Origin of the sequence: Pseudomonas sp. SB113 (assembly GCF_040754745.1) — a bacterium.
Classification (GTDB): Bacteria; Pseudomonadota; Gammaproteobacteria; order Pseudomonadales; family Pseudomonadaceae; genus Aquipseudomonas; species Aquipseudomonas grimontii.
This window is the reverse complement of the sequence record NZ_JBFMHW010000004.1, coordinates 1-11,758: the sequence shown is the minus strand read 5'-3', so window position 1 is coordinate 11,758 and position 11,758 is coordinate 1. Positions and strand designations below refer to the sequence as shown.

At 62.3% G+C, this 11,758-nt stretch carries 11 protein-coding genes; 5 read left to right on the top strand and 6 right to left on the bottom strand.

Features of this window, described 5'->3' with window-relative positions:
- Positions 1-124: 124 nt before the first annotated feature.
- Complete coding sequence (locus AB1462_RS06670) at positions 125-1,048, top strand: AraC family transcriptional regulator (protein ID WP_315337897.1); 924 nt, start codon at positions 125-127, stop codon at positions 1,046-1,048.
- On the opposite strand, the gene AB1462_RS06665 is transcribed toward AB1462_RS06670, so the two are convergent.
- Positions 1,023-1,529 carry a GAF domain-containing protein gene (locus AB1462_RS06665; protein ID WP_259193022.1) on the bottom strand — a complete coding sequence of 169 codons (507 nt, stop codon included), beginning with the start codon at positions 1,527-1,529 and terminating at the stop codon, positions 1,023-1,025. The genes AB1462_RS06670 and AB1462_RS06665 overlap by 26 nt on opposite strands.
- 51 nt (positions 1,530-1,580) lie before the next feature.
- Positions 1,581-3,083 carry a glycine betaine/L-proline transporter ProP gene (proP, locus tag AB1462_RS06660; RefSeq protein ID WP_090403587.1) on the bottom strand — a complete coding sequence of 501 codons (1,503 nt, stop codon included), beginning with the start codon at positions 3,081-3,083 and terminating at the stop codon, positions 1,581-1,583.
- Between the two features lie 407 nt (positions 3,084-3,490).
- On the opposite strand from proP, the gene AB1462_RS06655 reads away from it, so the two are divergent.
- Complete coding sequence (locus AB1462_RS06655; protein ID WP_090403589.1) at positions 3,491-4,894, top strand: MFS transporter; 1,404 nt, start codon at positions 3,491-3,493, stop codon at positions 4,892-4,894.
- A gap of 258 nt (positions 4,895-5,152) precedes the next feature.
- Here the strand turns inward: AB1462_RS06655 and AB1462_RS06650 are convergent, their stop codons facing one another.
- Entirely contained in the window at positions 5,153-6,073 is a 921-nt protein-coding gene (locus tag AB1462_RS06650; RefSeq protein WP_367246407.1) for a GNAT family N-acetyltransferase, read from the bottom strand.
- Between the two features lie 56 nt (positions 6,074-6,129).
- Complete coding sequence (locus AB1462_RS06645) at positions 6,130-7,119, bottom strand: DMT family transporter (RefSeq protein ID WP_367246406.1); 990 nt, start codon at positions 7,117-7,119, stop codon at positions 6,130-6,132.
- A 93-nt stretch (positions 7,120-7,212) separates the two neighbouring features.
- On the opposite strand from AB1462_RS06645, the gene AB1462_RS06640 reads away from it, so the two are divergent.
- Positions 7,213-8,121 carry a LysR substrate-binding domain-containing protein gene (locus tag AB1462_RS06640; protein WP_259193019.1) on the top strand — a complete coding sequence of 303 codons (909 nt, stop codon included), beginning with the start codon at positions 7,213-7,215 and terminating at the stop codon, positions 8,119-8,121.
- 30 nt (positions 8,122-8,151) lie between these two features.
- Here the strand turns inward: AB1462_RS06640 and AB1462_RS06635 are convergent, their stop codons facing one another.
- Together AB1462_RS06635 and AB1462_RS06630 are read right to left on the bottom strand one after the other, a co-directional pair.
- Complete coding sequence (locus tag AB1462_RS06635) at positions 8,152-9,444, bottom strand: sorbosone dehydrogenase family protein (RefSeq protein WP_367246405.1); 1,293 nt, start codon at positions 9,442-9,444, stop codon at positions 8,152-8,154.
- Positions 9,441-9,854, bottom strand: a complete 414-nt coding sequence (locus AB1462_RS06630) for a DUF2231 domain-containing protein (protein WP_367246404.1) — start codon at positions 9,852-9,854, stop codon at positions 9,441-9,443. Before AB1462_RS06630 ends, AB1462_RS06635 begins: the two co-directional genes overlap by 4 nt.
- A 157-nt stretch (positions 9,855-10,011) precedes the next feature.
- On the opposite strand from AB1462_RS06630, the gene AB1462_RS06625 reads away from it, so the two are divergent.
- Together AB1462_RS06625 and AB1462_RS06620 are read left to right on the top strand one after the other, a co-directional pair.
- Positions 10,012-10,491 carry an ATP-binding protein gene (locus tag AB1462_RS06625; RefSeq protein ID WP_090403601.1) on the top strand — a complete coding sequence of 160 codons (480 nt, stop codon included), beginning with the start codon at positions 10,012-10,014 and terminating at the stop codon, positions 10,489-10,491.
- The gene (locus tag AB1462_RS06620) at positions 10,488-11,285 is read left to right on the top strand and encodes a nucleotidyltransferase domain-containing protein (protein WP_367246402.1); all 798 of its coding nucleotides are present in this window, start codon (positions 10,488-10,490) and stop codon (positions 11,283-11,285) included. Before AB1462_RS06625 ends, AB1462_RS06620 begins: the two co-directional genes overlap by 4 nt.
- The last annotated feature ends 473 nt before the right edge of the window (positions 11,286-11,758 follow it).

Sequence of the window (11,758 nt, the reverse complement as noted above, 5' to 3'; positions counted from 1 at the left end):
TGAGGGTTCTGTAGTGCGTTCCACTGGATTACTTGCCTGATCCTCTGAGTCTGGCGCGTTGCCGGCGACGCAAGCGGGCCGGTCGGGGTAAAGTCCAACGATCAGAGCAAAGGGCCCTTTATGTATGAAGCTCAATCAAACGCCTCTGGACGTGCTGGTCCACGCCATCGGCTCAAGGGTCTGCGTACCCGGCGACTACCCCATGCCCATCCCCGGCCTGGGCTTTTATCGGCGCGAGCAGCCCGCGACGCCCGTGGTGTGCATGGTCGAGCCGAGCATCGTGCTGGTTGCCCAGGGCGAGAAGCAGTTGTGGGTCGGCGGCGAGGGGTACCCGTATGACACGGCACGGTTCCTGGTCACGTCGCTGGATATACCGGCCAACTCCGAAGTGCTGGTGGCCAGCCCGACCCGACCGTGCCTGGGCCTGACCTTCAAGCTCGACCTGCGCATCCTGGCCGAGCTGATCGCCCAGGGGGAGTTGCCGCCAACGCGGGAGCGGGCGGTGATGAAAGGCGTGGGGATTGGTGTGGTGACCGGTGCCATGCTCGCCTCATTTGCGCGCCTGGTTGAATTGCTTGATGAGCCTGAATCGATACCGGTGCTCGCGCCCTTGATCCAGCGCGAGATTCACTACCGGCTATTGCAGAGCGACCAGGCCGGCCGACTGCGCCAGATCTGTTCCGTGGATGGGCAGGGTTATCGGATTGCGCGGGCAATCGATTGGCTCAAGCTCAATTACGACGTGTCTCTGCGTGTGGATGAGCTGGCTGCGCGCGTGCAGATGAGCGCGGCGACCTTTCACCATCACTTTCGCCAGCTGACGGCGATGAGCCCGTTGCAGTATCAGAAGTGGCTGCGCCTCAATGAGGCGCGGCGCTTGATGTTGAACGAACATCAGGACGTGTCCAGCGCGGCGTTCAAGGTCGGCTATGAAAGCCCGTCGCAGTTCAGCCGCGAGTACAGTCGGCTGTTTGGTGTGCCGCCCAAGCGCGATATGGCTGTGTTGCGCGGCAAAGCGCCGGTCAGCGATCCCCTGGCGTCAAGTTAGCGTAGAAGATGCAGCCGATCAGCCGCGCAAACAGGCTGAGGGTTTCCGGCAGGTTGGGGTCGTCAAACAGCATCGCCCGGGAATCCAGCGCACACAGCGCGCCGAACAGACGGCCATCAGGCAGGAAGATCGGCGCGCCGGCGTAGCTCTCGATGGCGTATTGCTTGACCACCGGGCGTGCGGCAAAGCGCCCATTGGCGCTGACCTGCGGGATGAACAGGGTCTGCGGGTTGATGCAGAACTCGCTGCACAGGGTGGTTTCCAGGTCGAGCACGTCATCGACGTGAATACCCATGTCGAGGGGGTCGTGCACCGAGCATACGATCCATTCCAGGTCAGTGAACTTGGCGATGCCGGCGAAGCGCATGCCCGTCAGGCGGGTGACCAATTGCAGGATGCTGGTGGTGGCTTCGATTTCGGCGATGGCAGCGCGTTCGTCGGCGCTGAGTAACGAGTGTGCGGCGGTGAAGCTTGCAAGCATGGTGAACACTCCAGTGGCGTGGCGGCCCTTGCCGCCACGCTTGGTCAGGTTTTAATTGATACGCGGATGCTGCTGCACCAGGTTCTGGCGCTTGGCTTCCAGTGCGGCAATCTCGGCGTCGATGTCTTCGATTTTCTGCTCGATATTGTCGTGATGCTCCTGCAGCAATTCCTTCGCTTCGGCCATATCCGACGCCGCCGGTGCTGCGCCGCGCAGGGGTTTGTTGGCGGTTTCCTTCATGGTCAGGCCGGTGATCAGGCCGACCACCGCAAACACCATCAGGTAGTAGGCGGGCATGTACAGGTCGTTGGTGCTTTCCACCAGCCAGGCCACGGCGGTAGGGGTGACACCGGCGATCAATACCGAGACGTTGAACGCGCTGGCCAGCGCGCTGTAGCGCAGGTGCGTGGGGAACATCGCCGGCAGTGTCGAGGCCATGACGCCGATGAAGAAGTTAAGCACGATGGCCAGGATCAGTAAGCCGGCGAAGATCAGGCCGATCTTGCCGCTGGTGATCAGCATGAACGCCGGGATGGACAGGAACAGCAGGCCGATGCTGCCGGCGATGATGAAGGGCTTGCGGCCGATCTTGTCGCTGACAAAGCCAATGAACGGTTGCACGAACAGCATGCCGACCATGATCGCGATGATGATCAGTACGCCGCTGTTTTCTTTGTAGTGCAGGTTATGCGACAGGTAGCTGGGCATGTAGGTGAGCAGCATGTAGTAGGTCACGTTGGTGGCCGCGACGATCCCGATGCAGGTCAGCAGGCTGCGCCAGTGCTTGGTGGCGATTTCCTTGAATGACACTTTGGGGCCGTGGGTCAGGCCTTCGCGGTCGCCCTGTTCGAGCTTGTCGACATGCTGTTGGAACGCCGGGGTTTCTTCCAGCGCGTGGCGCAGGTACAGGCCGATCATGCCCAGGGGCAGGGCGAGGAAGAACGGCAGGCGCCAGCCCCAGGCCTCAAAGTCGGCTTCGCCCAGCACGCTGGAGATCAGCACTACGACGCCGGCACCGAGGACGAAACCGGCGATGGAACCGAAGTCCAGCCAACTGCCGAGGAAGCCGCGCTTGCGGTCCGGTGCGTATTCGGCGACGAAAATCGAAGCGCCGGTGTATTCACCGCCCACCGAGAAGCCTTGGGCCATTTTGCACAGCAGCAACAGGATCGGTGCCCAGATGCCAATGGAGGCATATCCGGGAATCAGGCCGATGGCGAAGGTGCTCAGCGACATGATCACAATGGTCGCGGCGAGGACCTTCTGTCGTCCGTATTTATCGCCCAGGGCACCGAAGAACAGGCCGCCCAGGGGGCGAATCAGGAACGGTACGGAGAAGGTCGCCAGTGCGGCGATCATTTGTACGCTGGGGGAAGCGTCGGGGAAGAACACCTTGCCCAACACATAGGCGACAAACCCGTAGACACCAAAGTCGAACCATTCCATGGCGTTACCCAGTGCGGCGGCGGTGATCGCCTTGCGCATCTTGGCATCGTCGACGATGGTGATGTCTTTCAACCCGATGGGTTTGACGCTTTTCTTACGTAATTTCATGCGGACCACTCTAAAGCTGAACTGGGGAGGTGCCATCGCCGCGATGGCACCGCTCTGTCAGTTCAGATACAAGCGGACATGAAATAATTCACCGTTATTTGCGTTTTTTTGCCTGGGGTGCAATTTGCCTGCAATCGCCTGGGTTTTCGGGGTGAGCACCTACCCTGGGGCGATCCGGAATTCTGTGGCGAGCGGGCTTGCCACAAGAAGCCTGTTCGCCACGGTCATGCGCGTTTGTCGTCCTACAACCTAGCCGCACCTGACACTTTTCACATCCGTCGGATAGCCCACAAAAGCCGCAATCTTTCAGATTGACAGCGGGTAGGAGGCCCGATATAAAAGCCTCAGTTGTACGACGACATATGACGTTACATATGTCCTACCTAACAAAAATAAAAAGTGATGCCATGAACTTGATCGAGCCCATCAACGCCCAACGCGTTGGCCAAGCGGTAGGCAACTATCGCTGGACCATCTGCGCGATGTTGTTTTTCGCGACCACCGTCAACTACCTCGACCGTCAGGTGCTCAGCCTGCTCGCGCCGCAGTTGTCGACGCAATTTGGCTGGAGCAACACCGATTACGCCAACATCGCGGCGGTGTTCCAGTTTGTGTATGCGATCTCCATGCTGTTTGCCGGGCGCTTTGTCGACAAGATCGGCACCAAGGCAGCCTATGTGATCGCCATTGCGATCTGGTCCACCGGCGCCATCATGCATGCGTTCTCGGTGCCGATGGGCGAGGGCATCGCCGCGGTCAGCGGGGCGATTGGCCTGGCGGTGATCCCGGTGTCCATCGCCGGCTTCATGCTGTCCCGTGCGGTGCTGGCGATTGGCGAGGCGGGTAACTTCCCGATTGCGATCAAGGCCACCGCCGAATATTTCCCCAAGAAAGAACGCTCGCTGGCCACCGGGATCTTCAACTCCGGCGCCAACGTCGGCGCGATCCTGGCGCCGATCTGTGTACCGCTGATTGCCGGGGTGTGGGGCTGGGAAGCGGCCTTCATGGTCATCGGCATGCTGGGCTTTGTGTGGGTAGCGGTGTGGGCGGCAGTGTATGAAAAGCCGGAGCAGCAAAAACGCTTGTCGGCCGAAGAGCTGGCCTATATCCGCAGCGACCAGACGCAGCAGCCATTCACCCCGCCGGTTGCAGGCGCGGCGCAGAAAAAAGTCTCGTGGTTCAAATTGCTCACTTACCGCCAGACCTGGGCGTTTGCCTTCGGCAAGTTCATGACCGACGGCGTGTGGTGGTTCTTCCTGTTCTGGCTGCCCACCTACCTGTCGGCGCAATACGGCATGAAAGGCGCCGATATCGTGATGCCGCTGGCCGTGCTGTACAGCATGACCATGGTCGGCAGCATCGGCGGCGGCTGGTTCCCCAGCTACTTCATGGCCCGTGGCGATGCGCCTTATGACGGCCGCATGAAAGCCATGCTGGTGATCGCGCTGTTCCCGTTGGTGGTATTGCTGGCGCAGCCGTTGGGCTACATCAGCTTCTGGGTGCCGGTATTGCTGATCGGTGTGGGCGCCTCGGCGCACCAGGCGTGGTCGTGCAACATCTTCACCACCGTGTCGGACATGTTCCCGCAGAAAACCGTGGCCTCGGTGGTCGGCATCGGCGGTATGGCTGGCGGCCTGGGCGGCGTGGTGATGACCAAGATCGGCGGCTGGGTGTTCGACTACTACAAGTCCATCAATGACATCCACACCGGCTACATGATCATGTTCGCGATCTGTGCGCTGGCGTACCTGGTGGCCTGGAGCGTGATGAAGACGCTGGTGCCGCGCCACAAGGAAATCACTGACCTGTAAACCCGTGGCGAGGGGAGCCCCCACTACCTCGTCGCCGCAGCGCTGTCGCGCAGCAAACCGGGACCTCTGTGGCGAGCGGGCTTGTCCCGCGTTGGGGGGCGAAGCACCCCTGATGAAGCTGGATGCGGTGTCTCAGGCACTCATCTGCGCCTGGTTTTGGGGCTGCTGCGCAGCCCAACGCGGGACAAGCCCGCTCGCCACAGGTCCGTCGAATCACCCATAACGTTGTGTAGAGACCCATTCCTTCAAGCGCCTTTTCTACAACATGCGCGCCCAGGTCTGGCTGACCAGCTGCTTGCCGAAACTCAAGGTGGGCTCCTCTTCCACCAACTCGAAACCGGCCTTCTGGTAGAGCTTGCGCGCATCGGTCAAGGCGCTCATGGTCCACAGCATCATGCGGGTGTAGCCTGCATCGCGGGCAAAGCGCAGGCATTCGTCCACCAGGCGCTGGCCGATGCCCAGGCCCCGCGCACTGGCATCCACGTAGAGCATGCGCAGCTTGGCGGTGGTCTCGTCATGGCGCACGACGAACACCGAACCCACCACCTCGCCATCCTTCTCCGCGATCCAGCAGCGCTCCCGCGTCGGGTCGAACTCGCGCAGGTACTTGGCGACGATCTCCGCCACCAGCGCTTCAAACTCCCAGTTCCAGTGGTATTCGCGGGCATACAGCGCGGATTGCTGCTGCACCACCAGGCCCATATCCCCAGGCCGTGGATCGCGCAGCAGGTAGCTCGACGTACTGCCTTGCAGCAGCGCCTGGATGCGTTGCATGGCGTCGGTCAGTTGCCGTTGCTGAGGTTCGGGCAGGCCGTCGAGCAGGGCAATGACTTCATCCTGGGTCTGCTGTTCCAGCGGCGCCAGGACCGCGCGGCCGAGATCGGTGAGGTGCAATTGCACCGCGCGCGCGTCGGTGGCGGAGCGGACTTTCTGGATCAGGCCGTTTTTCTCGAAGCCACTGGTCAGGCGGCTCAGGTAACCGGCGTCGAGGCTGAGCATCTGGCACAGGTCGGCGCTGGTGAGGTCACCACGGGACGACAGCTCATACATCACGCGAATTTCAGTCAGGGAATAATCGCTGTGCAGCAGGTGTTCCTGCAGCACGCCGATCTGATGGGTATAGAAGCGATTGAAGCCGCGCACGATGCCGGCGCGTTCCACAAGCAGGGGAGTGGACATGGTGGATGCTCTGATGGTTGCCTGAGTCAATTATATTGTTGCCTCAGGCAAGCATGTCAACGGCTTTGATCACCCATCATCTTCATCCCAGCACTGCCCGCCACCCGTGGGCTCGTCAACATGATCCGAATCGCCATGACCACGCCGATCAGCACCGCGCCCAGGCCCGCAGCCTCCATGAGCGTGGGCCAGCGCCCGTGGAAACCCAGGCCGAGCAGCGTGGCGAAGAGGGATTCGAGGGCGATCAATTGGCCGCTGAGTACCATCGGCAGGCGTCGGGTCGCGGCGTTCCAGGCCCAGGCGCCGACGAGGGTCGACATCACCGCGATGATCAGGCTCCAGGCATAGAGCGGGCCTGCCTGGGAAAGGCCGAAGCCGAGCGTCGGCAGCTTGAACACGCCGAGTACCTGTATGAACGGCAGCAGGCACAGCGTAGCGACGCCGGTGCCAACCATCATCAGAGCAGTCCACAGGCCGGTGGCTTGCGCCGCAAGGTGCGTCAACTGCCTTTGGTTGATCACGCTGAACCACAACCAGAGAGCAACCGCACCCAGGGAAAAAAACAGCCCCGCCAACCAAGAGCGTGTATCCAATGAAGGCTGATGGAAGCTGCTGATGTTCGACAGCAAGAGGCCCACCGTCAGGCATGACAAGGGCGCTGCCAGTCGACGCCACGGGACTGTCCTGGTACTGGCGTTGCCCATCAGCGCCAACAACACCGGCACTGTGCCGATAAACGCCGGGGTCATTACCGGCCCGCCGAATATCACCCCGGCGGCGATGCACACGCCGTAGCCCAGGCAACCCAATGCCCCAAGGGCGGCGGCGAGGTATCGCTGGCCGGGCCGAAGCAAGCGCAGCTGAGCCCGGCATAGCAGCACCCCCATGACGCCCAGCACACCTGCGATCAAAAACCGCACCGCCATCAGGTCATAGAGGCTGTAGCCAGCGGTGACGTAGGGCGCGATAAAGTTCAGCGCCCAGCCGAGTGTCGCGACAATCGCGAGGAGCACGCCGACGGCAGTGGAGGTCTGTGCAGCGTTCATCTGGAGGCATCCATCAGGTAATGGATCCATGGTGCCCAGTCACGCGGGTATGCTACAAACGAGTTCTCGGCCCTGGATGTATAACCTCAGATTATGAATACACTCGGCAAGACCCTACCGCCCCTGGCCAGCCTGTTGCCGTTTGAAGCGGCGGCACGCCTGGGCAGTTTCTCCAAGGCTGCCGATGAACTGCACATCACCCAGGCCGCCATCAGCCGCCAGATTCGCGGGCTGGAAGACAACCTGGGGGTGAAGCTGTTTAGTCGGCGCAACCGAGCGGTGTTCCTGACCCAGGAGGGGCGGGAGCTGGGCAGGGTGGTCGGCGAAGCGTTGCGCAGCATCAGCGAAAGTGCCGTCAGCCTGCGGGTGTCACCGCACAGTCATCGGGTGGTGCTGCTCTGTCAGTTGTGCGAAGCGTTTTATTGGCTGATGCCGCGCCTGTCGACGTTCCACCAGCAATACCCACATATCGAAATCCAAGTGGTGACCTCCACCCGGCCCCTGACGGAGTTCACCAACCACTTCGATGTGGCCTTGCAAAGTACCGGCCGCGCCAGCGGCGCCCATCCGCTGATGTTCACCGCTGCTGACGAAGTGTTCCCGGTGTGCAGCCCTGCCTACCTGCGCACGACAAAACCACTGTCGCTCGCCGGGCTGCAGGCATGCACCTTGTTGCACCACAGCTCCCATCCTCCGCACTTGATGGAGTGGGACCGTTGGTTGCAGGTGTTCGACCAGGCCGTGGCCGCGGATACGCGCGGAGCCACCTTCGACAGTTACCCGCTGATGTTGCAGGCGGCGGTGGAGGGACATGGTGTCGCCATGGGCTGGCGGCGCACCGCGAGCAGGTTGATTGAAACGGGGGCGCTGGTCAGGCCCTGTACCGAGAGTGTGCATTTGCCCGAGGCGATTTCGGTCTACCGGCAGCAGGGCGGCGGCAGTCGGGCCGAGATCACGGCATTGCTCGACTGGCTGAAGGTGCAATTGCAGGGTGAAGCCTGACAGGGGCGTCATCGCCCCTGTCATGCAGCGCTATCGGTTTCGCGTCACCCGCCACACGGTGTTGGCCAGGTCATCGGCGATGATCAGCGCGCCTTTCGGGTCCACCGTCACACCCACTGGGCGCCCGCGGGTCTTGCCGTCGTCACCGCGAAAACCGGTGGCGAAATCAATCGGCTCACCCGATGGCTTGCCGTTGCTGAACGGCACGAAGATCACCTTGTAGCCCACCGGGTTGTCACGGTTCCAGCTGCCGTGCTCGCCGACGAATACGCCGTCGGCAAATTGCTCGCCCATGGCCGGGATGGAGAAGTCCACGCCGAGCGCGGCCACGTGGGAACCAAGGCTGTAATCGGGCTTGATCGCGGCGGCGACTTTGGCCGGGTTCTGCGGTTGCGCGCGCGGGTCGACGTTCTGGCCCCAATAGCTGTAGGGCCAGCCGTAGAACGCACCTTCTTTCACTGAAGTCAGGTAGTCGGGTACCAGGTCGGGGCCGAGCTCGTCGCGTTCGTTGACCACTGTCCACAGTTGGCCGGAGTCGGGTTGAATGGTCAGTGCCGTGGGGTTGCGCAGGCCTGTGGCGTAAGGTTTGTGCGCGCCGGTCGCAGCGTCGATCTGCCAGACCATGGCGCGGTCGATTTCCACTTCCATGCCGCGTTCGGTCACGTTGCTGTTGGAGCCGATACCCACGTAGAGCTGGCGTCCATCGGCACTCACCGCCAGGGATTTGGTCCAGTGATGGTTGATCTGCGCCGGCAGGTCGGTGACTTTGACTGGCGCGCCGCTGGCCTTGGTCTGGCCGTCGGTGTAATCGAAGCGCACCAGCGCATCCTGGTTGGCCACGTAGAGCTTGCCATCGGCAAACGCCAGGCCGTAGGGCGCGTTGAGGCTGTCGGCGAACACGGTTTTCAGCTCGTAGGTGCCGTCACCGTCGGCGTCGCGCAGCAGCGTCAGGCGGTTGCCGCCCTTGACCTTGGTATTACCCTGGGCCTTGATCAGGCTGGCGATCACATCCTTGGGCTTGAGCTTGGCCGCGCTGCCGCCACGGCCTTCGGCGATCAGGATGTCGCCGTTGGGCAGCACCAGGGTCTGACGCGGGATGGCCAGGTCGGTGGCGATGGCCGTGACGCTGTAGCCGTCGGGGACCTTGGGTTTCTGATCGCCCCAGGCAGTGGGCTCGGCGATCTTCATGCTCGGCAACAGGCTGCTTTGTTGCTCCGGCAACTTGGGGTCGGGGCCACGGGCCTGGGTCTTGTCACCTTCGCCACCGCAGGCGCTCAGCAACAGCGCGGCGCTCAACAGGGTCAGTGCGCTGGACGTTTTCATTGGGCGCCTCCCGAACGCAGGCCGGTCCAGGTCGCTGCAAGCGTCAGCACCGTCACGATCACCGACAGCACCAGGCCGGCGGGCATCATGGCGTAGGCGTCCTTGGCATGCTGGAAGGCGTTGATCAGCCCGACGACCCAGGTCGCCAGTAACAGCAGGAAATACGCGAGCGGCTGCCCAGCCTTATGTTGGGCACGCACCAGGTTGACCAGTGCGAACAACAGCGCAAACCCACTGAATACCAACGCCCCGGCGATCAGCCAGGACGCGAAGTTGGCCCATTGAATCTGGTAGGTCTGGGCGTAGGCAATGTCGCTGAGCAAGGCTCCGAGAAACAGCGGCACGCTGCCGGCCAGCAGGGTCGCGTGCAGCGGGCCCGGTGTGTATCGATAGGCGGGGAGGGTTGTCATGGTAAGGCGGCTCCTTGTTGTACAACGCCCCTGGTCGGGGCTGCGCATAGGAAATGAACGCCTTAGGTGTCAGATAGTTCAGCATAATTCGTGTCGAAATATTAAGAATCAGCCTGAAAGCTGGCATGCTCAGGGCCTGACATAAGGAGCCGTCTTCATGCCAACCCTGCACCTGCTGTGCGGCAAGATCGCCTCGGGCAAGTCAACGCTTGCCAAAACCCTGGTGGCCGGACACGCCGCTGTCCTGCTCAGCGAAGACACCTGGCTCGCCCAACTGTACCCCGGTGAAATCCTTTCGATTGCCGACTACCTGCGCTGTGCCCAGCGGATTCGCGGGGTGTTGGGGCCGCTGGTGATCAACCTGCTTGAATCCGGGGTCAACGTGGTGCTGGATTTTCCGGCCAACACCCTGGCCAATCGCGAATGGCTGCTGGGGTTGGCGCAAGCCGCCGAGGTGCCGCATCGGCTGCATTACCTCGAACGGGACGACGCCACCTGCCGCGCCCGGCTGCATGCGCGCAATGCGCGGGGCGACCACGATTTTGCGGCGACGGACGCCGAGTTTGATCTAATCACAAGGCATTTCTGCGTGCCGAGTGAGGAGGAGGGGCTGGTGATCGAGGTGCATCGCTCATGAATAACCCTTCTACGGGCCTCGACGCGGACGGCTTTATCCTCACCGTCGCCGACACCCCCGTGCAGCGTGAGTACCAGCCATTGTTGGCGGATGTCTGCGCCTCGCTCTCGACGGAAGACCTGGGCCTGGACGGCATCTACCTCTATGGCAGCGTCGCAAGGGGCTGCGCCACTCCCGGTGTTTCCGACCTCGACCTCACCCTGGTGCTGCGCGAGCCGGCGACGGCGGATCTATCGGCGCGGCTGGAGGTAGTCCGCTGTGCGCTGGAGCAGCGGCATTCGCATGTCACCAAGGTGGATTTCGATATCGGCCACCGTGCGCAAGTAGTGGCGGCTGAAAACCGCAACAGTTGGGGCTTCTGGCTCAAGCACCAGTGCCGCTGCCTATGGGGCAATGATCTATCGCTGCAGTTCGAACGGTTTCGGCCATCCCGTGACATCGCGCTGGCGGTCAATGGTGATTTCCACACCGTATTGAGCGCCTACCTCACGCGCATCGCCTGCGCCAATACCGAGACAGATCGACTTCGCTTGCAGCGCGAGGCTTCACGCAAGCTGATCAGGTCTACGCAGGTATTGCGTTCGCAAGAGGCGTCGACATGGCCGCACACCCTCGAAGAGCATGTGGCGATGTTCGTCCGGGAGTATCCGCAGCGGATCACGCACATTGCGTTCTTTCTCTTTGAGGCCAGGAACCCTGGCGCCACGCTGGAAAACTACACCACGCGGCTTCGAGCTTTTCTGGACTGGATGGCTTCACCCACCGTAGATACCGTCTTATCCAGCACCGCGTAAAACCCCGCAGCTGTCGAGCCCCGGCGAGGCTGCGTTGGCCGCGACTCGAGCTTGAATCGGCAGCGCGCCTGACGCAGCCTCGCTTGCGCTCGGCAGCTGCTACGGGGGGAGGCCTTGATGTGGATTGGCATTCGTAGCAGCTGCCGAGCCCCGGCGAGGCTGCGTCGGCCGCGACTCGAGCTTGAATCGGCAGCGCGCCTGACGCAGCCTCGCTTGCGCTCGGCAGCTGCTACGGGGGGAGGCCTTGATGGGGTTGGCATTCGTAGCAGCTGCCGAGCCCCGGCGAGGCTGCGTCGGCCGCGACTCGAGCTTGAATCGGCAGCGCGCCTGACGCAGCCTCGCTTGCGCTCAGCAGCTGCTACGGGGGGAGGCCTTGATGTGGATTGGCATTCGCAGCTGTCGAGCCTTGGCGAGGCTGCGTTGGCGTTGTGTCAGACGCGCCGCAAACGCAGCCTCGCCAAGGCTCGACAGCT

Coding starts and splice junctions, on each gene's coding strand:
- AB1462_RS06670 (WP_315337897.1), top strand. CDS start 125: ATGAAGCTCAATCAAACGCCTCTGGACGTGCTGGTCCACGCCATCGGC.
- AB1462_RS06665 (WP_259193022.1), bottom strand. CDS start 1,529: ATGCTTGCAAGCTTCACCGCCGCACACTCGTTACTCAGCGCCGACGAA.
- proP (WP_090403587.1), bottom strand. CDS start 3,083: ATGAAATTACGTAAGAAAAGCGTCAAACCCATCGGGTTGAAAGACATC.
- AB1462_RS06655 (WP_090403589.1), top strand. CDS start 3,491: ATGAACTTGATCGAGCCCATCAACGCCCAACGCGTTGGCCAAGCGGTA.
- AB1462_RS06650 (WP_367246407.1), bottom strand. CDS start 6,073: ATGTCCACTCCCCTGCTTGTGGAACGCGCCGGCATCGTGCGCGGCTTC.
- AB1462_RS06645 (WP_367246406.1), bottom strand. CDS start 7,119: ATGAACGCTGCACAGACCTCCACTGCCGTCGGCGTGCTCCTCGCGATT.
- AB1462_RS06640 (WP_259193019.1), top strand. CDS start 7,213: ATGAATACACTCGGCAAGACCCTACCGCCCCTGGCCAGCCTGTTGCCG.
- AB1462_RS06635 (WP_367246405.1), bottom strand. CDS start 9,444: ATGAAAACGTCCAGCGCACTGACCCTGTTGAGCGCCGCGCTGTTGCTG.
- AB1462_RS06630 (WP_367246404.1), bottom strand. CDS start 9,854: ATGACAACCCTCCCCGCCTATCGATACACACCGGGCCCGCTGCACGCG.
- AB1462_RS06625 (WP_090403601.1), top strand. CDS start 10,012: ATGCCAACCCTGCACCTGCTGTGCGGCAAGATCGCCTCGGGCAAGTCA.
- AB1462_RS06620 (WP_367246402.1), top strand. CDS start 10,488: ATGAATAACCCTTCTACGGGCCTCGACGCGGACGGCTTTATCCTCACC.